Below are 25,251 nucleotides of genomic sequence, written 5' to 3'. Positions count from 1 at the left end.
GCTAGGTCTCCAGCGTCAGGCGGACGCCGTGGCGCGCCGCGGCGCCCGGGGCGAGCAGGCGCTGCGAATCGCGCGCGGCGAGGTCGCCCGCGAAGTCCGACCAGTCGGCGTAGCCGGTCCAGCACTCAAGCGACAGGAAGGGTGCGGTCGGCTTGGTCCAGACCGCCAGGTGGGGGAAATCCGCCATCTCCATGCGGATCGATCGTCCGGGGCCGGTGAAGCGCATCCAGCGGCTGCGGGCGTTCCGGAACACGAAGGCCTCGGTGAAGAGCGCCGGATCGAGGGTCAGCGTGTCTCCGGCGAGGGGGATCGGCTGCTCGTCGCGCAGCAGCAGGCCGCCCGGGCCGACCTGGGGGGCGAGGGGCCGCTCCGCCTCCTCGAAGGCGACCGCGTAGCCGCCGTCGCGGGCGCGGGTGCCGCCCGCGAAGGGCCACGGGAAGGCCGGGTGGAAGCCGAGGGCGTAGGGCAGGGGGACGGCGCCGGGATTGGCGACGGTCACGTCGAGGTCGAGCCCTGCCGGGCGAACCCGCGCGGCGATGTCGAGCCGGAACGCGAACGGGTAGTGCGCCCGCGTCTCGGGCCCGTCGGTCAGGCGCAGGGTCACCGCGTCGGCGCTCCGATCGACCACCGCGAAGGGCAGGTCCCGGGCGAAGCCGTGCTGGGCCATCGGGTAGCGCTCGGACCCGACCGTCACGTGCCCGCCCGCCGAGGCGCCGACCACCGGGAAGAGCCAGGGCGCGTGGCGGTTCCAGTGCTCGGGATCGCCGCTCCAGAGATACTCGGTCCCGCCGACCCGCCACGAGACCGGCTCGGCCCCGTCAGTCGCGAGCGTCGCGGTGGTGCCGTCCGGTGCGGTCAGCTCGATGCGCGTGGTCACGGTGCTCTCCCGGTCTGCCTCGGTGAGCCGAGGTAACGGAGGCGGGGCCGGACGCAAGGCCCCGGCGCGCGGTTGCTCAGGCCGCCGTTCCGAGCCCCGGCAGGACCGTCTCGGGCGGCCCGGAAGCGACGATCCGGCCGGCCTCCAGGACGTGGACCGCGTCGGCGCCCTCCAGGGTCGAGAGGCGGTGGGCGATCAGGATCAGCGTCCGCCGGCCCGAGAGGGCGCGCAGCGCCCGCATCACGGCCGCCTGCGTCTCGTCGTCGAGGGCCGAGGTCGCTTCGTCGAAGACGATGACGTCCGGGTCGTGGTAGAGGGCCCGGGCGATGCCGACGCGCTGGCGCTGGCCTCCGGACAGCCGCGCCCCGCGCTCGCCGACCCGCTCGGCGTAGCCGTGCGGCAGGGCGGCGACGAAGTCGTGGGCGCCGGCGAGCCGCGCCGCCCGCTCGACGGCGGCGAGGTCCGGCGCGTCGAGGCCGAGCGCGATGTTCTCCGCCACCGTGCCGTCCACCAGGAACACCTCCTGCGGGACGTAGCCGATCCGGTTCTGCCAGGCGGGCAGGGTGTCGGCATCGAGGGCCCGGCCGTCCACGGTGATCCGCCCGGCGGTCGGGCCCAGCACGCCGAGGATCAGGCCCGCCAGCGTCGACTTGCCCGAGCCGGTGCGCCCGGCGAGGCCGACCGTGGCGTTGACCGGGATCGTCAGGTCGATTCCGGCGAGGGCCGGACGGCCGGCGCCGTAATCGAAGCCGAGGCCCTCGAGCCGGATCGCCCGCGCGAAGGGCAGCCGCTCCGCGGTGCGGGGCCGGGGCTCGCGCTCGTCGGCGAGCTCGTCGACGATCACCCGCACCGCCGGCAGGGTGAAGCGCATCAGCGCCACCGAGGTGAAGATGTTCTGGAAGGCCGGCAGCATGCGGTAGCCCGCGAAGGCGAACAGGCCGAGCAGCGGCAGGATGCCGGCGACGTCGAGCCCCTGGGCGAGCGCGAACAGCACCACCACGATCACCCCGCCGAAGGCCAGGGCCTCGATGACGAAGCGCGGCATCTGGCCGGTGAGCTGGCTCGCCGCGGTGGCGAGGGCGTAGGCCCGGGCCGGGGCGTCGAACCGCGACGCGAACGCCTCCGCGCGCCCGTAGAGCTTCAGCTCGGTGAGCGCCCCGAAGGTCTCCTGCACGATCCGGAAGCGGGCCTCGTTGTCGGCGACGGTGCGGCCGCCCAGCCGGGCCAGCCGGGCGCGCATCACCAGGTAGATCCCGACATAGAGGCCGCCGAAGCCGCCCCCCAGGATCAGCGCGAGCTGCGGCGCGTAGGCCAGCAGGAACGCGATCACCGCGAGCGCCGAGCTCGCCCGCGAGGCGAGCACCGTGGCGGGGGTCAGCGCGCCGATCACCAGCCGGTCGGTCTCGGACAGCACGTTCTTGGCGAGCTCGGCGCTGTTGGCCTTCGCGAAGAACAGCCGCTCCCGGTCGAGGTACCGGAACAGCAGCCGCCGGCTGAGGCTGTAGCCGGCCAGGTGCGTGAACCGGAGCTGCGCGTAGGTCAGCCCGGCATTCACCAGCGCGGTGACGAGGATCGCCGCGAGCGCGGCCCCGCCGGTCACCAGCAGGAAGCCGCGCTCGTCGGTCAGGCCGAGGGCGCTCCGGGCCTGGGCCAGATAGGGGATCCGGGTCGCCGCCGACGGGTCCCCGACCAGCGTCAGGAACGGGATCACCGAGGCGACGCCCACCACCTCGAGCAGCGCCGCCGCCGCGAGGCCGAGGGCGATCAGGGCGAGCCGGCGCCGGTCGGCCGACCGCATGGCGCGGACGAGGTCGATCAGCGCGCGCATGGCATCGCGGGGTCTGGCGGGACGGCTCGCATGGTCGGGCCGGGCTTAAGCGCGCCGTCCCGGCCTGTCCACGCCGGGCTCAGTCGAGCTTCTTCAGGGAGCCCAGGTCGACCTCGCCGTCCTGGCCGGTGAAGGTCAGGGTCTTGGCCGCCCCGTCCGCCTGCGCGACGCCGCCGATCCGGTGGTCGCCGCTGTCGTAGGTCGAGACCTGCCCGTCGCGGTCGACGAGGAGGCGGCGCTTGTCCGGGAAGAACGCGTACCTCATCCCGTTCTGCGCGCCGCTGGTCGCGGGCTCGCCGAGATCCTTCGGCCACCAGGGCTCCGCGCCCTTCATCGGTTTCATCGGCTCCATGGGCTTCATGGGTTCCATCGGCTTCATCGGCTTCATCGGCTCCACGGCGCGCACCTCCTGTCCGGCGAGAGACAGGAGGACGCGGCAGGCGCGGAAGGGTTGCACGCGGGCCCGCCCGCCCGGGCCCGGCTCAGAGCGGCGGCAGCCCCGGCGCCGGGCGCTCCCGCACCTGGCCGTCGAAGCCGACATGGAGCTGGTGCTCGCGGCCGTCCCGGTCCTTCGCGGCCACCTCGAAATGGCGCGGCCCGCGGCCCGTGACCCGCACGTCGCCGTAGCCCGCCGCCTGGAGCGAGGCGGTCAGGGCGGCCATGTCGGGCTTCGGCCCGAGACCGAGCCGGTCCTTGGCCCAGTCCAGGCTGCCGGTCGGAGGGCCGCCGGCCGGCCCGAGCAGCAGCGTGCGCCCGTCCCCGTGGGTCAGGACCCGGGCGCGCAGGAAGCCGGTCTCGAAGCGACCCTGCACCGTCACGGTCTCGCCCTTGGCGACGAGGCCGCCGCCCTCGCCCTCGCGGCCCGTCTCCACGAGGGCCCGCCCGGTCCCGTCCTGCACCACGAACTTGTTGCCGAAGATCTCCGCGACCTCACCCTTGATAGCGGTCGCGCCGGAGGGGACCAGGGCCTGGATCGCCACCGGCGCGACCGGCGTCGGCTGGAACGGCGTTCCCTGCGCCAGGGACAGGCCGACGGCGCCCAGGGCCAGCGGCAGCGCCACCGCGCCCACCACCCAGGTCCGCCGCGGCACCGCCCGCGACGCCGGCTTGGCGGCCTCGGTCTCGCGGACTTCCCGCGCGGTCCCGTCGATGGTCTTGTCGTCGCTCATGATCTCATCCTCTGAAGGGTCCGGATCGGCTCGATCCGATGCCCCTTCCTAGGGAGGCGCCGGCAATCCGGTCTGAACCGCGCGGTTCAGGCCCGGTTAAACGCGCCGCCCTAGAGCGCTCCGTGTGGAACCCGTGCGGGTTCAGAGGCTTGGCAGCGGGCGTTGATGCGGGCCGACAGGTCGGCGCCCGCGCGGCCGTCCCGGGAGCCGACGTGAGACCACGGCCCTAAGTGCCGGCGGCAGCGGGCGAAACCGGCCGGCCGCCGCGGTCCAGACGGGGAGGTGAGACCGGTGAAGATCCTGCTGGTGGAGGACGACGCCGCCCTCGCGGCGGAGGTCGCCAAGGTCCTGCGCGCCGAGAACTTCGTGCTCGACCACGCCGCCACCGGCGAGGACGCCCAGCATCTCGGCGAGACCGAGGGCTACGACGCCGTCGTGCTCGATCTCGGCCTGCCGAAGGGCGACGGCGTCTCGGTGCTGCGGGCCTGGCGCGGGGCCGGCCGGACCCTGCCGGTGCTGGTGCTCACCGCCCGGGACGGCTGGAGCGACAAGGTCGCGGCCTTCAAGGCGGGGGCGGACGACTACCTCGTGAAGCCGGTGCGCGTCGAGGAGCTGGTGATCCGCCTGCGCGCCCTCGTGCGCCGGTCCCAGGGCGGGGGCGCGAGCCGGATCACCTGCGGTCCCCTCAGCTTCGATCCGGGTCTCGGCGCCTTCGAGCACGAGGGCCTGCCGCTCAAGCTCACCGGCCTGGAATGGCGGGTCCTGTCCTGCCTGATGCTGAACCGCGAGACCGTGGTGCCGCGCCTGCACCTGATCGAGCGGGTCTACGAGGGTGACGCCGACGTCGATTCGAACTCCGTCGAGGTGATCATCACGCGCCTGCGCCGGAAGATCGCGCCGGCGCGGATCGAGAGCGTGCGCGGCCACGGCTACCGCCTGCACGCGGAGCCCGCCTGATGGCGGCGACGGCGCGGCGCCGCTCGCTCCGCACACGGCTGCTCGCGGCGGCCCTGGTGATGGTGCTGGCGGCCCTGGTTGTGGCGGGCCTCGCCATCGGGGTGATCCTGCACCGCTTCGTGCGCGGGCAGCTCGACGGCCGGCTCGACGCGCAGATCGTCGCCCTGCGGGCCGGGCTCGAGGCCGGGATCCTCCCGCAGGGTCTCGACGCGCCGCCCTTCGACCGGCCCGGCCCCGGCTGGGCCTGGGAGGTACGCCGCGGCGCCGAGACGATCCGATCCGGCTCTCTGCGGGGCGGGGACATCCGCCTGTCCGATCCCGGACCGGACGACGATCCGGGCCGGCCGCACCCGGCCTCGGGCACGGGGCCGCGCGGCGAGCCCCTCGTCGCCCGCGTGCTGGCCGTGCCCGGGCCCGAGCCGGCAACGATCGTGGTGGCGGCGCCGGAGGGGGAGCTGCGCGGGCCGCTGCGCGAGGCGCTGACGAGCCTCGCCCTGGCGCTCGGCATCCTCGGCCTGTGCCTGCTCGCGGGCCTGGCCTTCCAGGTGCGCCTGGGCCTCGCGCCGCTGACGCGCCTGCGCGCGGACCTCGCGTCGGTCCGGGCAGGGCGGCGCGAGCGCGTGCCGGCGGACCAGCCGGCCGAGATCGCGCCGATGGTGGCGGAACTCAACGCGCTCCTCGACCAGAACGCGCAGAACCTGGAACGCGCCCGCGGCCACGTCGCCAACCTCGCCCACGCCCTCAAGACGCCGCTCGCCACCCTGTCGATGGCCCTCGCGGAGCCGGCCCGCGACCCGGACGGCGCCCTGCGCCGGCAGGTGGACGACATGGACCGGCGGGTGCGCCATCACCTCCGGCGCGCCCGGGCCGCGGCCCTGGCGGGCTCGGCCCGGGGCCGCACGGCCCTGGCGCCCCGGCTGTCGGACCTGCGCGCGGCGCTGACGCGGATCCACGCCGAGAAGGGCGCGGCGATCGACCTCGACGTCCCGGAGACCCTGTCGGTCTCCTGCGAGGGCCAGGATCTCGACGAGATGCTCGGCAACCTCGTGGACAATGCCTGCCGCTGGTGCCGCGGCCGCGTGCGGGTCTCGGCGGCGGCGCGCGACGGCGCGGTGGCCGTAGTCGTGGAGGATGACGGACCCGGCCTCGACCCGGCGGCGGCCTCCGCCGTCATGGCCCGGGGCCTGCGCCTCGACGAGGGCGTGCCGGGCCACGGCTTCGGGCTGCCGATCACCCTGGAGCTCGCCGAGCTGTACGGCGGCGGCCTGAGCCTCGGGCGGTCGGATCTCGGCGGCCTGCGGGCGGAGCTGCGGCTGCCGGCCTGACCAAGCCCCTCAGCCCAGCGCCTCCCGGAGGATCGGCCGGATCCGCGGATCGGCGCAGTGGGCCACGTTGAAGCGCATGTAGCCGTTCCACGCATCCGACAGGCTGAACGAGGTCCCGGGCGCCAGCACCATGCCGCGGGCCAGCGCCCGGCGGGCGACGTCGGCCCCGTCGCGCCCGTCGGGCAGCCGCATCCACAGGAAGAAGCCGCCCCGGGGCTGCGCCCAGGTCTCGAGGCCGCAGGCGCGCAGCTCCGCGGAGGCCTGCACCATCGCGCCGGCGAGCCGGCGGCGGGTCTCGGCGAGGTGCCGCCGGTAGGCGCCCTCGGTGATCAGCGCGTGCACCAGTGCGGCCGTGATGTGGCCGTTGCCGAGGCTGAGGGCGAGCTTGAGATCGACCAGCGGCTCGACCCAGTCGGCCCGGAGCGCGATCCAGCCGCAGCGCGCGGCCGCCGACAGGGTCTTGGAGAAGCTGCCGATCTGGATCACCCGCTCCAGCCCGTCGAAGCCGGCGAGCCGCGGGGCGGCCTCGGGCTCGAGGTCGCCGAAGATCTCGTCCTCGACGATGAGCGTGTCGTGCGCCTCGCACAGCTTGAGGAGCCGGTGCGCAACGGTCGGCGCGAGGCTCGCCCCGGTCGGGTTCTGGAGGGCGGCGTTGGTCAGGTAGAAGCGCGGCCGGTGCTGCTCCAGCAGGGTCGCGAGCGCCTGCAGGTCCGGCCCCTCCGGCGTGATCGGCACGCCGACCACCGCCACGCGCTGCGCGCGCAGCAGCGCCAGGAAGTTGAAGTAGCAGGGATCGTCGACCAGCACGGTGTCGCCGGGCTGGAGCAGGAACCGGCAGACGAGGTCCAGCGCCTGCGTGGCCGATTCGACCAGCACGATCTGGTCGGGCTCGGCGCCGACGCCCTTCTCGCCGACCTTGCGGGCGATCTGGTGGCGCAGGGGCTCGTAGCCCAGGGGCCGGTCATAGTTGGTCATCTCGGCGAGGTCGGCCCGGGCCACCCGGCGCAGGCCCCGGCGGATCGCCTCGTGGGGCATCCAGGAATCGGGCAGCCAGCCGGCCCCGGGCTTCAGCTGGTCGGAGCCGGCCTGCTGCGCCTGACGGGTGATCCAGAGCGGGTCGACGATCCGGTCGAGCCGCGGCCCCATCGCCTGGAGCGAGAGCGGCCGGGTCTTGCCGGCGACGTAGAAGCCCGAGCCCGGCCGCGGCACCACGGCGCCCTCGGCGGCGAGGCGCTCGTAGGCCTCCACGACGGTGGATTTCGAGACGCCCATCGTCTCCGCGAAGGCCCGGACCGAGGGGATCCGCACGCCCGGGACCAGCCGCCGCGCCGCGATCCGCTCGCGGATCTCGCCGACCACGGCCTCGACGCGCGTCCCTGGGCTTCTGACTGCGACCGCCATCCGTACTGCTCTTTCGTCCGGACAATTCTTCTGAACCGTACCGAAGTGTTCCTGTCGCCGCCAGCCCCCGCCCGCCAGGATCGCGACGCCCCGGAACGATGGAGGAGGGGATCCATGACTCAGTGCCTGACAGAGACCGCCGCCCTGGAAACCCGGATCAGATCCCGGATCGGATCCCGGATCAGATCGCGCGGCGGATGGCTCGCCCGGATGGCCGGGCCCGTGCTGACGGTCGCCGCCGAGGTGCGCGCGGGCCTGTCGCGGGCGGCGATGAACCGTCGCGTGCTCCAGCGCCTGTCGACCCTGTCGGACCGGGAACTGAAGGATATCGGCCTGACGCGGCAGGACGTGGCCGATGCCTGCGTGCCCGGCACGGGCGACGCGATCCACCTGCTGGTCGGCCGGCGCGACGAGCGACGCCACGCTCGGGCGGCCGTGCGGCCTTGGTGATGCGGTGGTGACGCGGCGGCGTGCGGCGTAGGGTGCGCGCATGACGCTGCGCGACGGGCTCGCCGCAATCCTGGTGGTCACGATCCTCGGGCTGGCCTTCGTGGCCATCAAGGTCGGCCTGGAGACGGTGCCGCCGCTGATGCTGTGCGCCCTGCGCTTCGGCTTCGCGGCGCTGCCGGCGGCGCTGGTGATCCGGCCGCCCCGGGCCCCCGTCGCCCTGGTGGCGGGGTTCGGCCTCGCCCTCGGGGTCGGCCAGTTCGGGCTGCTCATGACGGCGATCCGCCTCGGCATGCCGGCCGGGCTGTCGTCGCTCCTGATCCAGGTCCAGGTCCCGTTCACCGTGGCGCTCGCCTGGGCGCTGCAGGGGGAGCGCCCGCGCCGACGACAGATCCTGGGCGGCAGCATTGCGCTCCTCGGCGTCGCCGCGGTGGCGCTCGGGCGGGGCGGAGGCGCCCCGCTCGGCCCGCTGATCCTCGTCGTCGGCGCGGCCCTGTCCTGGGCCAGCGCGAACGTCGTCGCGAAGCGGATCGGCCGGGTCGACCGCTTGGCGCTGATGGTCTGGAGCAGCCTCGCCACCACGCCGCCCCTGCTCATCCTGTCGCTGATCGTCGAGGGGCCCGGGGCGCTCACGGCGCTGGCGCATCCGAGCTGGGGGGCGATCGGATCGGTCGCGTTCCAGGCCTACCCGACGACGCTCCTCGCCTTCGGCCTCTGGAACGGGCTCCTGACCCGCTACCCGGCGGCTGCCGTGACCCCCTTCGCCCTGCTGGTGCCGGTGGCCGGCATCCTGAGCACGCATCTCGTCCTGGGCGAACCGCTGAGCGCCGACATCCTGGCCGGGGGAGGCCTGATCCTGACGGGAATCGCCCTCAGCCTGCGCGGGACGCGGCCGGGCGCGGTCGCTCCACCGGGTCCTTCTCCCGAATCGTCGAAGGTGGCCTGACCGCACGGTCGAGCCATCACCCGTCCCGCTCGGGCAGGCGCGACTGCGCGTCGGCACGATGCACCGCGAGACGAAGTCTGATGGTGATATCGGGGGGGACGTGGCGCGGGCGACGGGGCTCGAACCCGCGACCTCCGGCGTGACAGGCCGGCACTCTAACCAACTGAGCTACGCCCGCACGGCGTGGTCGCTTCGAAGGGGCGTTTCGCCCGGCGACGGGGCGGGGTTTATGGGGCGCCCGGTGCCCTGTCAAGCGCGTCCCGCACGGATTCGCATCCGCCTCGATCCGCGACCGCCGCCGCAGGCATACCAGCCCCCCGACTCGGACCTGCGCGCTTCCGTCGTGTTGCGCCGGCGCCGCGCAAGCCCATCTCGGACATGACCGACAGGACGACCGACAGGATGGCTGACAGCGCGCTTTGTGCGACGCGACAAGCCATTGTCACGAGCCGGCGGCTCGACTAAGCCTCCGGCCGCGCGCATCCTGGCATAAGAACAATTCCACGGGCGGATCCGGGTCGGCGTCGCACCGCGGTTTCACTCGTCTCGCGAGGCCCTGGCATGACCGGATTGTTGGCGGATTACCTGCCGCTCATCGTGTTCATCGGCGTGGCGCTGTTCATCGCCACGGCGCTCCTGGTCGTGCCGTTCCTGGTGGCCTTCAAGAGCCCCGATCCGGAGAAGCTCTCGGCCTACGAGTGCGGCTTCAACGCGTTCGACGACGCCCGCATGAAGTTCGACGTGCGCTTCTACCTCGTCGCCATCCTGTTCATCATCTTCGACCTCGAGGTCGCGTTCCTCTTCCCCTGGGCGATCACCTTCGGGGATCTGGGCTGGTTCGGCTTCTGGTCGATGATCGTCTTCCTGGGCGTGCTGACCGTCGGTTTCGTCTACGAGTGGCGCAAGGGCGCCCTCGAATGGGATTGATCTCCCGCCGCTCGCCGCCCGCACAGAATTCTTGAGTCGCCGATGGCCCTGATCACCGACACCAACCGCGCCCCCGCGATCGCGCCCCAGCCGAAGGGGATCATCGATCCCAACACCGGCCGCCCGATCGGCGCGGACGACCCGACCTTCCTGTCGATCAGCGACGAGCTCGCCGACCGGGGCTTCCTGCTCACCACCACGGACGAGCTGATCAACTGGGCCCGCACGGGCTCGCTGATGTGGATGACCTTCGGTCTCGCCTGCTGCGCGGTCGAGATGATGCAGATGTCGATGCCGCGCTACGATTGCGAGCGATTCGGCTTCGCACCCCGCGGCTCGCCGCGCCAGTCCGACGTGATGATCGTCGCCGGCACGCTCACCAACAAGATGGCCCCGGCTTTGCGCAAGGTCTACGACCAGATGCCGGAGCCGCGCTACGTCATCTCCATGGGCTCCTGCGCCAACGGCGGCGGCTACTACCACTACTCCTACTCGGTGGTGCGCGGCTGCGACCGGGTGGTGCCGGTGGACATCTACGTGCCCGGCTGCCCGCCCACCGCCGAGGCGCTGCTCTACGGCGTGCTGCTGCTGCAGAAGAAGATCCGCCGGACCGGCACGATCGAGCGCTGAGGAGCGGCCATGACGAACGGCATCTCGATCCTGCCCCACACCCAGCCGGCCTACGGCGACGACGCCGTCTCGGCCCTGGCCGAGCGCGTCCTCGGCGCCCTCGGCCCGGCGGTCGTGTCCCACACCGTCGCGTTCGGCGAGCTGACGCTGGTGGTCCAGGCCTCCGACATCGTCTACGCGCTGACCTACCTGCGCGACGATCCGGCCTGCGCGTTCCGCAACTTCATCGACATATGCGGCGTGGACTACCCGCAGCGCGAGAAGCGCTTCGACGTGGTCTACCACCTGCTCTCCCTGCGCCATAACCTGCGCATCCGGGTGAAGGTGCAGACCGACGAGGTGACGCCGGTCCCCTCCGTGATCGAGGTCTTCCCGGCGGCCAACTGGTACGAGCGCGAGACCTACGACCTCTACGGGATCCTGTTCTCGGGCCATCCCGACCTGCGCCGCCTGCTCACCGATTACGGCTTCGAGGGGCACCCCCTGCGCAAGGACTTCCCGCTCACCGGCTTCGTCGAGGTCCGCTACGACCAGGACCAGGCCCGGGTCGTCTACGAGCCGGTGCAGCTGACGCAGGAATTCCGGAACTTCGACTTCTTGTCCCCGTGGGAAGGCACCGACTACGTGCTCCCCGGCGACGAGAAGACGTCGGCTTGAGCCGCGGAGAGCGTCCGTGACCGAACACAACATCCGCAACTTCGCGATCAACTTCGGCCCGCAGCACCCGGCGGCGCACGGCGTGCTGCGCCTCGTGCTGGAACTCGACGGCGAGGTGGTCGAGCGGGTCGACCCGCATATCGGGCTGCTCCACCGCGGCACCGAGAAGCTGATCGAGTACAAGACCTACCTGCAGGCGACGCCCTATTTCGACCGGCTCGACTACGTGTCGCCGATGAACCAGGAGCACGCCTTCTGCCTGGCGATCGAGAAGCTCGCCGGGATCGAGGTGCCGCGCCGCGCGCAGCTGATCCGTGTGCTGTTCTGCGAGATCGGCCGCCTGCTGTCGCACCTGCTCAACGTCACCACGCAGGCGATGGACGTCGGCGCCCTCACGCCCCCGCTCTGGGGCTTCGAGGAGCGCGAGAAGCTGATGATCTTCTACGAGCGGGCCTCCGGCGCCCGGCTCCACGCCAACTACTTCCGGCCCGGCGGCGTCCACCAGGACCTGCCGCCGAAGCTCATCGACGACATCGACGCGTTCTGCGACCCGTTCCTGCAGGTCGTCCAGGACCTCGACGACCTCGTCATGGCCAACCGCATCTTCAAGCAGCGCAACGTCGATATCGGCATCGTGTCGGTCGACGAGGCGATGGAGTGGGGCTTCTCGGGCGTGATGGTGCGCGGCTCCGGCATCCCGTGGGACCTGCGCAAGGCGCAGCCCTACGAGTGCTACGAGGAGATGGAGTTCGACATCCCCGTCGGGAAGAACGGCGACACCTACGATCGCCAGGTGATCCGCATGGAGGAGATGCGCGAATCCGTGCGCATCATGAAGCAGTGCGTCGCCAAGCTGCGCGAGCCCGCCGGCCAGGGGCCGATCGCCTCCGTCGACGGCAAGTTCGCGCCGCCGCCGCGCCGGGAGATGAAGCGCTCGATGGAGGCGCTCATCCACCACTTCAAGCTCTACACCGAGGGCTTCCACGTGCCCGAGGGTGAGGTCTACGCCGCGGTCGAGGCGCCGAAGGGCGAGTTCGGCGTGTACCTGGTGTCCGACGGGACCAACAAGCCGTATCGCTGCAAGATCCGCGCGCCGGGCTTCGCGCACCTGCAGGCGATGGACTGGATGTGCCGCGGGCACCTCTTAGCCGACGTGTCCTGCGTGCTCGGCACGCTCGACATCGTGTTCGGCGAAGTGGATCGGTAAGACAAAAGCGATGGCAAACCGCAGACTCGCCCCGGCCTCGGAGCAGCCCGAGAGCTTCGCGTTCTCCCCCGAGAATGCCGAGTGGGCCAAGACCCAGATCGCCAAGTACCCGGAAGGCCGCCAGGCCTCGGCGGTGATCTCGCTCCTGTGGCGGGCGCAGGAGCAGAACGGCGGCTGGCTGCCGCGGGCGGCCATCGAGGCGGTGGCGGCCGAGCTCGGCATGCCGAACATCCGCGTGCTGGAGGTCGCGACCTTCTACACGATGTTCGCCCTCGAGCCCGTGGGCCGCTTCTGGATCCAGGTCTGCGGCACGGTCCCGTGCGATTCCTGCGGCGCGCGGGGCCTCAAGGAGATGCTCCAGGCCCGTCTGGGCCCGGCCGGCCACGTCTCGGCCGACGGCAATTTCTCGTGGCTCGAGGTCGAGTGCCTCGGCGCCTGCTGCAACGCGCCGATGGTGCAGATCAACCAGGATTACTACGAGGACCTGACGCCCGAGTCCCTCGGCCAGCTGATGGACGACCTCGCCGCCGGCCGGCCCGTGAAGGTCGGCTCCCAGACCGGGCGCGTCTCGTCCGAGCCCCAGGACGCCGTGAACACCCTCACCGACCCGACGCTGTTCGACGGCTCGCGGGTCGGCGCGTGGCGCAAGCGCTTCGAGGAGGCCGGCAAGGCGGAGGAACCGGCCGCCAAGACCGGTGAAGCCGCGTCCAGCACGCAGCAGGCCGCCGAGAACCCGAAGCCGGCCCGGCCCGACGCCGGCCGCCCGGTCGAGCGTCCCGTGAGCGACGCCCCGGCCCAGCGCGCCGCCAACGGCGAGAGCCCGGTGAAGCCCGAGGATCGCGCCGACGCGGCCGAGCGCGGCCGCTCCACCGCCAAGCACGGCGCCGCCCGGCCGGGCGACGCGGACGTGCTCGACACGCCGGCCAAGCGCGTCGCCGAGGGCGAGCCCGCCGCCGGCGAGCAGGGCCACCAGGCGGTGCCGAACCGCGACGCCGTCCCGCAGCAGCCGGAGGCCTCCGGCGCCAGCGAGGGCGAGGTGGCGGCCGAGACCGAGGAGGCGCGCATCGCCGGCGCGCTCGCGGCCCTGCCGAAGGACGCGAGCCCCGAGCAGAAGGCCGACGCCGTGGGCAAGCGACCGCCGGGGCTGGAGGCCGCCCGCGCCGGCAAGCCGGACGAGCTGACGCGCATCAAGGGCATCGGCCCGGGCAACAGCCAGCGCCTGAACGGGCTCGGCATCTACCATTTCGACCAGATCGCCGCCTGGTCCCGCGACGAGATCGCCTGGGTCGGCACCTACCTCGCGTTCCCGGGTCGCATCGACCGGGAGAACTGGGTGGGGCAGGCCAAGGCCCTGTCGGCGCCGGCTCAGTGAGGACCTGACATGCTGTCGGATCAGGATCGCATCTTCACCAACCTCTACGGCCTGCACTCGCCGGGCCTGGAGGCCGCCAAGAAGCGCGGCGCGTGGGACGGGACCAAGTTCCTGCTGGAGCAGGGCCGCGACTGGATCATCGAGGAGATGAAGGCCTCGGGCCTGCGCGGCCGCGGCGGCGCGGGCTTCCCCACCGGCCTCAAATGGTCGTTCATGCCCAAGAAGTCCGACGGGCGCCCGCACTACCTCGTGGTCAACGCCGACGAGTCGGAGCCGGGCACCTGCAAGGACCGGGAGATCATGCGGCACGACCCGCATCTCCTGATCGAGGGCTGCATGCTGGCCTGCTTCGCGATGAACGCGCATGCCTGCTACATCTACATCCGCGGCGAGTACGTCGCCGAGAAGCACGCCCTCCAGAAGGCCGTGGACGAGGCCTACGCGGCCCGCCTCGTCGGCCAGTCGAACGTCCACGACTACCCGTTCGACATCTACGTCCACCACGGCGCCGGCGCCTATATCTGCGGCGAGGAGACGGCGCTCATCGAGAGCCTCGAGGGCAAGAAGGGCATGCCGCGGCTGAAGCCGCCGTTCCCGGCCAATATGGGCCTCTACGGCTGCCCCACGACCGTGAACAACGTCGAGTCGATCGCGGTCGCCGGCACGATCCTGCGCCGGGGCGGCGCATGGTTCGCCGGCCTCGGCGGCAAGAACAACACCGGCACCAAGCTCTTCTGCGTCTCCGGGCACGTCAACAAGCCGTGCAACGTCGAGGAGGAGCTCGGCATCACCTTCCGCGAGCTCATCGACCGCCATTGCGGCGGGATGCGCGGCGGCTGGGACAACCTGCTGTGCTCGATCCCGGGCGGCTCCTCGGTGCCGCTGGTGCCGGCCGAGCAGATCGTCGACGCCAAGATGGACTTCGATACCCTGCGCAACCTGGGCTCCGGCCTCGGCACCGCGGCGGTGATCGTGCTCGACAAGTCCACCGACATCGTCGCGGCGATCACCCGGATCTCGTACTTCTACAAGCACGAATCCTGCGGCCAGTGCACGCCCTGCCGCGAGGGCACCGGCTGGATGTGGCGCGTCATGCAGCGCATGACCGAGGGTCGCGCGCACAAGCGCGAGATCGACATGCTGTTCGAGGTCACCAAGCAGATCGAGGGGCACACGATCTGCGCGCTGGGCGACGCGGCGGCCTGGCCGATCCAGGGCCTGATCCGGCACTTCCGCCCCGAGATCGAGAAGCGCATCGACCGCTACACCGCCAACCCGCACAGCGAACCTGTGCCGATGGCCGCCGAGTAAGGGCGCTATGCCGGTGTCCAACCCACAGCCTCATCCTGAGGTGCCTGCGTCAGCGGGCCTCGAAGGAGTCCTCCAGAGGTCGCGAGGCGGGCTGGACATCTCCTTCGAGGCTCGGCTGCGCCTCGCACCTCAGGATGAGGGCGTGGGTGGGATCCGGCCTCGCGCGTTTGGGCCAGTTTACGAGACGATCCGATGACAAAAATCCTCGTCGACGGCACCGAGGTCGACGTCCCCGCCGATTACACGCTGCTCCAGGCCTGCGAGGCCGCGGGGGCCGAGATCCCGCGCTTCTGCTTCCACGAGCGCCTGTCGATCGCCGGCAATTGCCGCATGTGCCTCGTCGAGCTGAAGGGTGCGCCGAAGCCCGTGGCCTCTTGCGCCTACGCGGTCAAGGACTGCCGCCCGGGCCCGAACGGCGAGCCGCCGGAGGTGCTGACGCGCTCGCAGGGCACCAAGAAGGCCCGCGAGGGGGTGATGGAGTTCCTCCTTATCAACCACCCGCTCGACTGCCCGATCTGCGACCAGGGCGGCCACTGCGACCTGCAGGATCAGGCCATGGCCTACGGGGTCGATTCGACCCGCTACACGGAGAACAAGCGCGCGGTCGAGGAGAAGCATATCGGTCCGCTGGTGCGGACCGCGATGAACCGCTGCATCCACTGCACCCGCTGCGTGCGCTTCCTCGCCGAGGTGGCGGGCGTGCCCGACCTCGGCGCCATCGGCCGCGGCGAGGACATGGAGATCACCAGCTACCTCGAGCAGTCGATGGCCTCGGAGCTCCAGGGCAACGTCGCCGACCTCTGCCCCGTGGGCGCCCTCGTGCACCGGCCGCAGAGCTACAACGTCCGCCCGTGGGAGCTGAACAATACCGAGTCGGTCGACGTGATGGACGCGGTCGGCTCGTCGATCCGCATCGACACACGCGGCCGCGAGGTCATGCAGATCGAGCCGCGGATCAGCGAGGAGATCAACGAGGAGTGGATCTCCGACAAGACCCGCTACCACATCGACGGGCTGCGGATGCAGCGCCTCGACCGGCCGTACCTGCGCGAGAACGGCCGGCTGCGGCCCGCCTCCTGGGGTGAGGCCTTCCAGGCCATCGCCGCCAAGGTGAAGGGCGCGGATCCGAAGCGCGTCGGCGCGGTCGTCGGCGACCTCGCGGGCGTCGAGGAGATCTTCGCGCTCCGCGAGCTGATCAGGAGCCTCGGCTCGCCGAACCTCGACTGCCGCCAGACCGACGCCGGCCTCGACCCGGCGCTCGGCCGCGCCTCCTACATCTTCAACCCGACCATCCCGGGCATCGAGGCGGCGGACGCGATCCTGATCGTCGGCGCCAACCCGCGCACCGAGGCCTCGCTGCTGAACGTCCGCATCCGCAAGCGCTGGCGCATGGCCCCGCTGGCGGTGGGCGTGATCGGCGAGCCGGTCGACCTGACCTACCCGAGCCACTACATCGGCGCCGGCCCCGACTCGCTCGCGGCGCTCGCCCGCGGCGAGCACAGCTTCCTCGAGATCCTCAAGGAGGCGAAGGCGCCGCTCGTGATCGTCGGCGCCGATGCTGCACCGGGCATCCTGGCCGCTGCCGCCTCCCTCGCGAAGGAGATCGGCGCGGTCTCGGCCGAGGGGAACGGCTTCGGCGTGCTGCACACGGCCGCGGCCCGGGTCGGCGCGCTCGATCTCGGCTTCGTGCCGGGGGAGGGCGGCCTGACCTTCGCGCAGATGCTGGAGCCGGGCGCGCTCGACGTCCTGTTCAACCTCGGCGCCGACGAGCGCGACGTCGCCCCGGGCGCCTTCGTGGTCTACCAGGGCAGCCACGGCGACCGCGGCGCCGCCCGCGCCGACGTGATCCTGCCGGGGGCCGCCTACAGCGAGAAGTCGGCGACCTGGGTGAACACCGAGGGCCGGGTCCAGATGGGCAACCGCGCCGCCTTCCCGCCGGGCGACGCCCGCGAGGACTGGGCGATCCTGCGCGCGCTCTCGGACGTGCTGGGCAAGCGCCTGCCGTTCGACTCGCTGACCGCGCTCCGCCGCGCGCTCTACGCCGCCCACCCGCATCTCGCGGCGGTCGGCGCCGTCGAGCCGGGCAACGTGACCGAGGCGGTCGACCGGCTCGCCGGCCTCGGCGGCACCGCGACCGGCCCGGCCTTCGCGTCGCCCGTGACCGACTTCTACCTCACCAACCCGATCGCCCGCGCCTCGCGGATCCTCGCGGAGTGCTCGCGCCTCGCCCGGGAGCGCGCTGCCGAGGCGCGGCCCCTCGCGGCGGCCGAGTAGGAGCTCAAGACCGATGACGCCGCTCGAAATCCTCGGGACCGTGCTCCTGATCGTGCTGAAGAGCTTCGTGCTGCTCTCGGCACTGCTCGTCTTCATCGCCTACGCGCTGCTCGCCGACCGCAAGATCTGGGCGGCGGTGCAGCTCCGGCGCGGCCCGAACGTGGTCGGGCCGTTCGGCCTGTTCCAGTCCTTCGCCGACCTGATCAAGTTCGTGATCAAGGAGCCGGTGATCCCGGCGGGCGCCAACAAGGCGATCTACCTGCTGGCGCCGCTGGTCTTCGCGATGCTCGCCCTGTCCAGCTGGGCGGTGATCCCGCTCGCGGACGGCTGGGCGATCGCCGACATCAACGTCGGCATCACCTACATCTTCGCGATCTCGTCGCTCGGCGTGTACGGCGTCATCATGGGCGGCTGGGCGTCGAACTCGAAATACGCCTTCCTCGGCGCGCTGCGTTCGGCGGCGCAGATGATCTCCTACGAGGTCTCGCTCGGCTTCGTGATCATCTGCGTGCTGCTCTGCGCCGGCTCGCTCAACCTCTCGCGCATCGTGATGGCGCAGGACACCAGCCTCGGCCTGTTCGGCTGGTACTGGCTGTGGCTGTTCCCGATGTTCGTGGTGTTCTTCGTCTCGGCGCTCGCCGAGACCAACCGCCCCCCCTTCGACCTGCCGGAGGCCGAGTCGGAGCTCGTGGCCGGTTACATGGTCGAGTATTCCTCGACGCCGTACCTGCTGTTCATGCTCGGCGAGTACGTCGCCATCATGAGCATGTGCGCCCTCGGGACCATTCTGTTCCTGGGCGGCTGGCTGTCCCCGATCCCATTCGCGCCCTTCACCTGGGTGCCGGGCGTGATCTGGTTCACCCTGAAGGCGAGCTTCCTGTTCTTCCTGTTCGCGATGGTGAAGTCCATCGTGCCCCGCTACCGCTACGATCAGCTCATGCGCCTCGGCTGGAAGGTCTTCCTGCCGATCTCCCTGATCTCGGTCGTCGTCGTCGCCTTCGTGCTCAAGCTGACCGGCCTCGCGCCGGGCGCCTGAGCCCCCCTTCGCATCGGAGATCCGGGCATGAAGCTCGATCAGGTCGCCAAGAGCCTCCTCCTGAAGGAGTTCGTGTCCGGGATGATCCTCGGCATGCGCTACTTCTTCAAGCCGAAGGCCACGATCAACTACCCCTTCGAGATGGGCCATCGCGGTCCGCGCTTCCGGGGCGAGCACGCCCTGCGCCGCTACCCGAACGGCGAGGAGCGCTGCATCGCGTGCAAGCTCTGCGAGGCGATCTGCCCGGCGCAGGCGATCACCATCGAGGCGGGCCCCCGGCGCAACGACGGCACCCGCCGCACGACGCGCTACGACATCGACATGGTGAAGTGCATCTACTGCGGCATGTGCCAGGAGGCCTGCCCGGTGGACGCCATCGTGGAAGGGCCGAACTTCGAGTTCTCGGTGGAGACCCGCGAGGAGCTTCTCTACGACAAGCAGAAGCTCCTGCTGAACGGTGACCGCTGGGAGCGCGAGATCGCCCGCAACATCGCGATGGACGCGCCGTATCGCTGAGCCATCGTCCCGGGCACCGGTTGCCGGTGCCCGGCAGAAGATGACGCGAAAACAAGGCTCTAGAGCGTCGCGCCGGTTCCCGGTTCCGGTGCGATGCTCTAGAGCCATGCCGGGGGCGCTGTTGTGCCCCCGTCGACCGGGTTCTATAGACGGGCCGCCCGCCGCGGACCGTCTCCACGCACGGCAGAAGGGGCCGCTCCGGCGGCCGATCCCGATCAGCGCATGACCGCAGCAGCCGCCTTCTTCTATCTGTTCGCGAGCATCACGGTCGCGTCGGGCTTCATGGTGATCGCCTCGCGCAATCCCGTCGCCTCGGTGCTGTTCCTGATCCTCGCCTTCGTGAACGCCGCCGGACTGTTCGTCCTGATGGGCGCCGAGTTCCTCGCGATGATCCTCGTGGTCGTCTACGTCGGCGCGGTCGCGGTGCTGTTCCTGTTCGTGGTGATGATGCTCGACGTCGATTTCGCCGAGCTGCGCCAGGGCTTCCAGCAGTATCTCCCGATCGGCGCCCTGATCGGCGCGATCTTCCTGGTCGAGATCCTGCTGGTCGTCGGCTCGTGGAGCATCGATCCGGGCCTCGTCCAGGCCCCGCTCGGCAACGTCGCCTCGGCCGAGAACCTCACTAACGCCCAGGCGCTGGGCCGCGTGATCTACACGGACTACGCCTACTTCTTCCAGCTCGCCGGCCTGATCCTGCTGGTCGCCATGATCGGCGCCATCGTGCTGACGCTGCGCGACCGGCCGGGCGTCAAGCGCCAGAACATCGCGGTCCAGAACGCCCGCACCCAGGCCATGGCGGTCGAGACCCGCAAGGTCCCCTCGCGCCAGGGTGTCGAGGTCTGATGCGCGCGCTGATGAGAGCCGGAGGAATCGAACGATGATCGGCCTGAGCCACTACCTCACCGTCGCGGCGATCCTGTTCACGCTCGGCGTGCTCGGCATCTTCATCAACCGCAAGAACATCATCGTCATCCTGATGTCGGTCGAGCTGATCCTGCTCTCGGTCAACATCAACCTCGTCGCCTTCTCGACGCAGCTGAACGACATCACCGGACAGGTCTTCGCCCTGTTCGTGCTGACCGTCGCGGCCGCCGAATCGGCGATCGGCCTCGCCATCCTGGTGGTGTTCTTCCGCAACCGCGGCTCGATCGCGGTGGAAGACGTCAGCATGATGAAGGGCTAGGGCCTTCCCCTTCGCGCGCCCCGAGTGACATCCGGACGCCGCCGCTTCGCGGCCGGCCCGGAGGACGGACTGCAAGAGAGCGATGTATCACGCGATCGTCTTCTTCCCGCTCATCGGCTTCCTGATCGCCGGCCTGTTCGGCCGGTACATCGGGGCGCGGGCCTGTGAGTACATCACCACGTCCTTCCTCGCCTTCACGGCGCTGATCGCCTGGGGCGTGTTCATCGACGGCGGGCCGGCCGAGCGCGTGCAGGTGGCGTCCTGGTTCGCGGCCGGCGACCTCCAGGTCGACTGGGCCTTCAAGGTCGACACCCTGACCCGGGTGATGCTGGTCGTCGTGACCACCGTCTCGACCCTCGTGCACCTCTACTCCGTGGGTTACATGGAGGAGGATCCGCACCGGCCGCGCTTCTTCGCCTACCTGTCGCTGTTCACCTTCGCCATGCTGATGCTGGTGACGGCCGACAACCTCGTCCAGATGTTCTTCGGCTGGGAAGGCGTGGGCCTCGCCTCGTACCTGCTGATCGGCTTCTGGTACGAGAAGCCCTCGGCCAACGCCGCCGCCATGAAGGCGTTCATCGTCAACCGCGTCGGCGATTTCGGCTTCTCGCTCGGCATCTTCCTGGTCTTCGTGCTGACCGGCTCAGTGGCGTTCGACGCCGTCTTCGGCAAGGTCGACGCGATCAAGACGCTGAGCTTCCACCTCCTCGGCTACGACTGGAACGCCCTGACGCTGGCCTGCCTGCTTCTGTTCATGGGCGCCATGGGCAAGTCGGCGCAGTTCCTGCTGCACACGTGGCTGCCCGACGCCATGGAGGGCCCGACCCCGGTCTCGGCGCTGATCCACGCCGCCACGATGGTCACCGCCGGCGTGTTCATGGTCGCCCGCCTGTCGCCGCTCTTCGAGGAGGCGCCGAACGCGCTGATCGTCGTGACGGTGATCGGCGGCATCACGTCCCTGTTCGCGGCCACGATCGGCCTCGTGCAGAACGACATCAAGCGGGTGATCGCCTACTCGACCTGCTCGCAGCTCGGCTACATGTTCGTGGCGCTCGGCGTCGGCGCCTACGCGGCCGGCGTGTTCCACCTGTTCACCCACGCCTTCTTCAAGGCGCTGCTGTTCCTCGGCGCCGGCTCGGTCATCCACGCGATGCACCACGAGCAGGACATGCGGAACATGGGCGGCCTGCGCCGCTACATCCCCTACACCAGCGCCATGATGGCGATCGGCTCGCTCGCGCTGATCGGCTTCCCCTACACGGCCGGCTACTACTCGAAGGACGCGATCATCGAGGCGGCCTACGCCTCGACCCGCCCCGGGCACACGCTCGCCTTCCTGTGCACCGTGGTGGCGGCGTTCTTCACCTCGTTCTACTCCTGGCGCCTGTTCTTCATGACCTTCGAGGGCCCGGCCCGCTGGGGCGCCCACGCCGCCCACGACCAGCACCACGCCCCCGCGGTCGCCCACGCGACTACGGCCCACGCGACCATGGCCCACGAGGCCGACGGCGCGCCCGGGCACACCGAGGGCGTCGCCCACGACGACAAGGGCCACGACATCGAGCCGGCCCACAAGAGCGACCTCGTCGCCGACGACCACCACGGGCACGGCCACCACGGCGACCACACGCCCCACGAGAGCCCGCTGGTGATGACGATCCCGCTCGCGGTGCTCGCCTTCGGCGCGCTGTTCGCCGGGATCATCTTCCACAACCGCTTCATCGGCGAGGGGATGGAGGCGTTCTGGGGCCACGCCCTGGCGCACGGCCCGAACAACCACATCATGCACGAGATCCACGACGTCCCGGCGCTGGTCTCGTACTCGCCGCTGATCATGCTGATCCTCGGCTTCGTCGTGGCATACTGGATGTACATCCGCCGGCCGGAACTCCCGGGCGCGCTCGCCGCGCAGCAGCCGTCGCTGTACCGGTTCCTGCTCAACAAGTGGTATTTCGACGAGATCTACGACCGGATCTTCGTCCGCCCGGCCAAGGATTTCGGCCTGTTCCTCTGGAAGCAGGGCGACGGCCGGATCATCGACGGCCTCGGGCCGAACGGGATCGCTGCGCGCGTCGTGGACGTGACCCGCGGGGTGGTCCGTCTCCAGACCGGCTACGTCTACCACTACGCCTTCGTCATGCTCATCGGCGTCGCCGGCCTGATCAGCTGGTACCTGATGTCCGGCCTGCCCAAGGGTGCACACTGACATGCTCGGCCTCGGCATCCTCTCCGGCCTGCTGATCGTGCCGCTCTGCGGCGCGGCCTTCATCCTCACGCTGAACGGCGACGAGGAGTCGGTCGCGCGCAACAGCCGCTGGGCCGCGCTCGCCACCACGATCGTCACCTTCCTGCTCTCCCTGGTGGCGTGGAGCCGCTACGACACCGCCTCGTCGAGCTTCCAGCTCGTGGAGAGCCACGCGTGGCTCACCGAGACGATCCGGTTCAAGCTCGGCGTCGACGGCTTCTCGATGCCGCTGATCCTGCTGACCACGTTCCTGATGCCGTTCTGCATCGGCGCCTCGTGGCACTCGATCCACTTCCGGGTGAAGGAGTACTTCGTCGCCTTCCTCGTCCTCGAGACGACGATGATCGGCGTCTTCGCCGCCCTCGACCTGGTGCTGTTCTACCTGTTCTTCGAGGCCGGCCTGATCCCGATGTTCCTGATCATCGGCATCTGGGGCGGCGCGCGCCGGGTCTACGCCAGCTTCAAGTTCTTCCTCTACACCCTGCTCGGCTCGGTGCTGATGCTGCTCGCCGTGATGGCGATGTACTGGCAGGCCGGCACCACCGACATCCCGACGCTGCTGCAGTACCGCTTCCCGGTGCAGATGCAGACCTGGCTGTGGCTCGCCTTCTTCGCCTCCTTCGCGGTGAAGATGCCGATGTGGCCGGTCCACACCTGGCTGCCCGACGCCCACGTGGAGGCGCCCACCGCCGGCTCGGTGATCCTGGCGGGCATCCTCCTGAAGATGGGTGGCTACGGCTTCATCCGGATCTCGCTGCCGATGCTGCCGGTGGCGAGCCACGACTTCGCGCCCTTCGTGTTCGCGCTGTCGGTGATCGCGATCATCTTCACGTCGCTCACCGCGATGATGCAGACCGACATCAAGAAGCTGATCGCCTACTCGTCGGTGGCCCATATGGGCTTCGTGACGCTGGGCCTGTTCACCCTGAACGAGCAGGGCATCCAGGGCGCGCTGTTCCTGATGATCTCCCACGGCATCGTGTCGGGGGCGCTCTTCCTCTGCGTCGGCGTCGTCTACGACCGGATGCACACCCGCGAGATCTCGGCCTATGGCGGCCTCGTGAAGCGGATGCCGCTCTACGCCGTGGCCATGATGGTGTTCACGATGGCCAATGTCGGCCTGCCGGGCACCTCGGGCTTCGTCGGCGAGTTCCTGGCCATGCTCGGCGCCTTCAAGGCGAACCCGAACGTGGCGTTCTTCTCGACCTTCGGCATCATCCTGTCGGCGGCCTACGCCCTGTGGCTCTACGCCCGGGTGATCTACGGGAAGCTGGAGAAGCCGAATCTCCAGGGCATCCTGGATCTCGACACCCGCGAGAAGATCATCCTGGCGCCGCTGGTCGTCCTGACGATCTACTACGGCGTTCACCCGGCCCCCGTGCTCGACGTGTTCGCGCCCTCGACCGACGCGCTGATGGCGAGCATCAAGACCGCGCTCTCGAACACCCAGACGGCCGCCGCGGCGCTGCCGATCCCGCGCTGAGGCGGACACCATGACAACCGTCCACTCCGTCCTGCCCTCGCTGGCGCCGCTCATGCCCGAGCTGATCCTCGGCGTCGGCGTCATGGGCCTGATCCTCTACGGCGCGTGGCGCGGCGACCGCTCCGCCGAGACCGTGAGCATCGGCGCCCTCGCCCTGCTCCTCGTCGCCCTGTCGGTGGTGATCTCGCAGCCGGTGCACGGCCGGGTCACGACCCTGTCGGGCGCGTTCGTGTCCGATTCCTTCGCCAAGGTGATGAAGTCGCTGGTGCTGCTCGGATCCTCGGCGACGATCCTGCTAGCGCACGACTTCTTCAAGCGCGAGCGCATCGACCGGTTCGAGTTCCCGGTCCTGATCGTGCTCTGCACCATCGGCATGATGGTCATGGTCTCGGCCAACGACCTGATCGCGCTCTACCTGGGCCTGGAACTGCAGTCGCTCGCCGCCTACGTAATCGCCGCCTTCCACCGCGACGACGTGAAGTCCACCGAGGCCGGCCTCAAGTACTTCGTGCTCGGCGCGCTCTCCTCCGGCATGCTGCTCTACGGCGCCTCGCTGGTCTACGGCTTCACCGGCACGGTCTCGTTCCCCGGCATCGTCTCGGCGCTCAACGAGAATGCCGGGTTCGGCATCGTGCTGGGCATCGTGTTCCTGGCGGCCGGCGTGTGCTTCAAGCTGGCGGCCGTGCCGTTCCACATGTGGACGCCCGACGTCTACGAGGGCTCGCCGACCCCGGTGACGGCCTTCTTCGCCTCGGCGCCCAAGATGGCCGCCGTGGCGATGACCGTGCGGGTCTTCATCGGCGCGATGCCGGACGTGACGGCGATCTGGCAGCAGATCTTCATCTTCGTCTCGATCGCGTCGATGGCGCTCGGCTCGTTCGCGGCGATCGGGCAGACCTCGATCAAGCGCCTGATGGCCTACTCGTCGATCGGCAATATCGGCTACGCGCTGATCGGCCTGGCCTCCGGCTCGGAGGAGGGGATCAGCGGGCTCGTCACCTACATGATCATCTACCTCGCGATGACGCTCGGCACCTTCGCGATCATCCTGTCGCTCCGGCGCCGGGACGTGATGTTCGAGAAGATCGAGGACCTGTCGGGCCTGTCGCGGACCCATCCGTGGCTCGCCTTCTGCCTCGCCGCGATGATGTTCTCGCTGGCCGGCATCCCGCCGCTCGCCGGGTTCTTCGCGAAGTTCTACGTCTTCGCCGCCGCCATCAAGGCGGGTCTCGTGACGCTGGCGGTGATCGGCGTGGTGACCAGCGTGGTGGGCGCCTACTACTACCTGCGCGTCGTGCGGATCATGTACTTCGACGAGCCGAAGGAGCCGTACGAGGCGATGGCCCCGGGCCTGCGCATCGTGCTCGCCCTGTCGAGCGTCGTGGTGGTGCTGTTCTTCCTGCTGCCCGGGCCGCTGGTCGGCGCCGCCGGCCGGGCCGCGAAGTCGCTGTTCTAGGACG

Annotated in this window: 23 protein-coding genes and 1 tRNA gene; 18 read left to right on the top strand and 6 right to left on the bottom strand. The window is 70.5% G+C overall.

From position 1 onward, the window contains the following. Nucleotide 1 precedes the first annotated feature (1 nt). The 4 genes from ACLBYB_RS14115 to ACLBYB_RS14100 all read right to left on the bottom strand — a co-directional run bounded on the left by ACLBYB_RS14115 (nucleotide 2) and on the right by ACLBYB_RS14100 (nucleotide 3,874). On the bottom strand, nucleotides 2-877 hold the full coding sequence (locus ACLBYB_RS14115) for an aldose 1-epimerase family protein (protein WP_447699127.1): 876 nt from the start codon (nucleotides 875-877) through the stop codon (nucleotides 2-4). A 76-nt stretch (nucleotides 878-953) separates the two neighbouring features. Continuing rightward, a complete protein-coding gene (locus ACLBYB_RS14110) occupies nucleotides 954-2,705 on the bottom strand; it encodes an ABC transporter ATP-binding protein (RefSeq protein ID WP_447699126.1) in 1,752 nt (583 codons plus the stop codon). A gap of 79 nt (nucleotides 2,706-2,784) precedes the next feature. Further along, a complete protein-coding gene (locus ACLBYB_RS14105) occupies nucleotides 2,785-3,162 on the bottom strand; it encodes a hypothetical protein (RefSeq protein WP_447699125.1) in 378 nt (125 codons plus the stop codon). A gap of 25 nt (nucleotides 3,163-3,187) precedes the next feature. Next, complete coding sequence (locus ACLBYB_RS14100) at nucleotides 3,188-3,874, bottom strand: DNA-binding protein (protein ID WP_447699124.1); 687 nt, start codon at nucleotides 3,872-3,874, stop codon at nucleotides 3,188-3,190. Between the two features lie 291 nt (nucleotides 3,875-4,165). Here ACLBYB_RS14100 and ACLBYB_RS14095 point away from each other — a divergent pair, with 291 nt between their 5' ends. Together ACLBYB_RS14095 and ACLBYB_RS14090 are read left to right on the top strand one after the other, a co-directional pair. Then, nucleotides 4,166-4,831 carry a response regulator transcription factor gene (locus ACLBYB_RS14095; RefSeq protein WP_043381882.1) on the top strand — a complete coding sequence of 222 codons (666 nt, stop codon included), beginning with the start codon at nucleotides 4,166-4,168 and terminating at the stop codon, nucleotides 4,829-4,831. After that, a complete protein-coding gene (locus ACLBYB_RS14090) occupies nucleotides 4,831-6,156 on the top strand; it encodes a sensor histidine kinase (protein WP_447699123.1) in 1,326 nt (441 codons plus the stop codon). The genes ACLBYB_RS14095 and ACLBYB_RS14090 overlap by 1 nt, the downstream gene beginning before the upstream one ends. 9 nt (nucleotides 6,157-6,165) lie before the next feature. On the opposite strand, the gene ACLBYB_RS14085 is transcribed toward ACLBYB_RS14090, so the two are convergent. Then, nucleotides 6,166-7,557 (bottom strand): aminotransferase-like domain-containing protein, encoded by a 1,392-nt coding sequence (locus ACLBYB_RS14085; protein WP_091977247.1) that lies wholly within the window; start codon nucleotides 7,555-7,557, stop codon nucleotides 6,166-6,168. 210 nt (nucleotides 7,558-7,767) lie between these two features. Between ACLBYB_RS14085 and ACLBYB_RS14080 the strand changes: the two genes are divergently transcribed. Then, nucleotides 7,768-8,007: a DUF1127 domain-containing protein gene (locus ACLBYB_RS14080; protein WP_447699122.1), complete on the top strand. Its 240-nt coding sequence runs from the start codon at nucleotides 7,768-7,770 to the stop codon at nucleotides 8,005-8,007. A 40-nt stretch (nucleotides 8,008-8,047) separates the two neighbouring features. Next, nucleotides 8,048-8,950, top strand: coding sequence for an EamA family transporter (locus ACLBYB_RS14075; protein WP_447699121.1), 903 nt, complete (start codon nucleotides 8,048-8,050; stop codon nucleotides 8,948-8,950). Nucleotides 8,951-9,051: 101 nt separating this feature from the next. Here the strand turns inward: ACLBYB_RS14075 and ACLBYB_RS14070 are convergent. Beyond that, nucleotides 9,052-9,128 (bottom strand) — tRNA-Asp (locus tag ACLBYB_RS14070). A 383-nt stretch (nucleotides 9,129-9,511) separates the two neighbouring features. On the opposite strand from ACLBYB_RS14070, the gene ACLBYB_RS14065 reads away from it, so the two are divergent. From ACLBYB_RS14065 to nuoN, 14 genes are all read left to right on the top strand, one after another. Beyond that, the gene (locus ACLBYB_RS14065) at nucleotides 9,512-9,877 is read left to right on the top strand and encodes an NADH-quinone oxidoreductase subunit A (RefSeq protein WP_007560754.1); all 366 of its coding nucleotides are present in this window, start codon (nucleotides 9,512-9,514) and stop codon (nucleotides 9,875-9,877) included. Between the two features lie 42 nt (nucleotides 9,878-9,919). Further along, on the top strand, nucleotides 9,920-10,507 hold the full coding sequence (locus tag ACLBYB_RS14060; RefSeq protein WP_010686017.1) for a NuoB/complex I 20 kDa subunit family protein: 588 nt from the start codon (nucleotides 9,920-9,922) through the stop codon (nucleotides 10,505-10,507). A gap of 9 nt (nucleotides 10,508-10,516) precedes the next feature. After that, nucleotides 10,517-11,164 carry an NADH-quinone oxidoreductase subunit C gene (locus ACLBYB_RS14055; RefSeq protein ID WP_056532537.1) on the top strand — a complete coding sequence of 216 codons (648 nt, stop codon included), beginning with the start codon at nucleotides 10,517-10,519 and terminating at the stop codon, nucleotides 11,162-11,164. A 16-nt stretch (nucleotides 11,165-11,180) separates the two neighbouring features. Further along, a complete protein-coding gene (locus ACLBYB_RS14050) occupies nucleotides 11,181-12,371 on the top strand; it encodes an NADH-quinone oxidoreductase subunit D (protein ID WP_020092237.1) in 1,191 nt (396 codons plus the stop codon). Between the two features lie 10 nt (nucleotides 12,372-12,381). Further along, on the top strand, nucleotides 12,382-13,743 hold the full coding sequence (gene nuoE / locus ACLBYB_RS14045) for an NADH-quinone oxidoreductase subunit NuoE (RefSeq protein ID WP_100252288.1): 1,362 nt from the start codon (nucleotides 12,382-12,384) through the stop codon (nucleotides 13,741-13,743). A gap of 9 nt (nucleotides 13,744-13,752) precedes the next feature. Then, nucleotides 13,753-15,054, top strand: a complete 1,302-nt coding sequence (gene nuoF / locus ACLBYB_RS14040; protein ID WP_447699120.1) for an NADH-quinone oxidoreductase subunit NuoF — start codon at nucleotides 13,753-13,755, stop codon at nucleotides 15,052-15,054. A gap of 192 nt (nucleotides 15,055-15,246) precedes the next feature. Beyond that, nucleotides 15,247-17,328 carry an NADH-quinone oxidoreductase subunit NuoG gene (nuoG, locus tag ACLBYB_RS14035; protein WP_447699119.1) on the top strand — a complete coding sequence of 694 codons (2,082 nt, stop codon included), beginning with the start codon at nucleotides 15,247-15,249 and terminating at the stop codon, nucleotides 17,326-17,328. Between the two features lie 13 nt (nucleotides 17,329-17,341). Next, entirely contained in the window at nucleotides 17,342-18,364 is a 1,023-nt protein-coding gene (gene nuoH, locus ACLBYB_RS14030) for an NADH-quinone oxidoreductase subunit NuoH (RefSeq protein ID WP_020092240.1), read from the top strand. Between the two features lie 27 nt (nucleotides 18,365-18,391). Next, a complete protein-coding gene (nuoI, locus tag ACLBYB_RS14025) occupies nucleotides 18,392-18,880 on the top strand; it encodes an NADH-quinone oxidoreductase subunit NuoI (RefSeq protein WP_007560744.1) in 489 nt (162 codons plus the stop codon). Between the two features lie 222 nt (nucleotides 18,881-19,102). Further along, nucleotides 19,103-19,723, top strand: a complete 621-nt coding sequence (locus ACLBYB_RS14020; protein ID WP_020092241.1) for an NADH-quinone oxidoreductase subunit J — start codon at nucleotides 19,103-19,105, stop codon at nucleotides 19,721-19,723. Between the two features lie 34 nt (nucleotides 19,724-19,757). Further along, nucleotides 19,758-20,063, top strand: coding sequence for an NADH-quinone oxidoreductase subunit NuoK (gene nuoK / locus ACLBYB_RS14015; RefSeq protein ID WP_010686008.1), 306 nt, complete (start codon nucleotides 19,758-19,760; stop codon nucleotides 20,061-20,063). Between the two features lie 82 nt (nucleotides 20,064-20,145). Beyond that, entirely contained in the window at nucleotides 20,146-22,269 is a 2,124-nt protein-coding gene (nuoL, locus tag ACLBYB_RS14010; RefSeq protein WP_091977237.1) for an NADH-quinone oxidoreductase subunit L, read from the top strand. A gap of 1 nt (nucleotide 22,270) precedes the next feature. Beyond that, nucleotides 22,271-23,791, top strand: coding sequence for an NADH-quinone oxidoreductase subunit M (locus ACLBYB_RS14005; protein ID WP_020092243.1), 1,521 nt, complete (start codon nucleotides 22,271-22,273; stop codon nucleotides 23,789-23,791). Nucleotides 23,792-23,801: 10 nt separating this feature from the next. Continuing rightward, nucleotides 23,802-25,247: an NADH-quinone oxidoreductase subunit NuoN gene (gene nuoN, locus ACLBYB_RS14000; protein WP_056532553.1), complete on the top strand. Its 1,446-nt coding sequence runs from the start codon at nucleotides 23,802-23,804 to the stop codon at nucleotides 25,245-25,247. Nucleotides 25,248-25,251: the final 4 nt, after the last annotated feature.

Source organism: Methylobacterium sp. D54C (assembly GCF_053345595.1).
The sequence above is the reverse complement of the archived record's forward strand: the minus strand, read 5'-3'. Positions and strand labels throughout refer to the sequence as shown.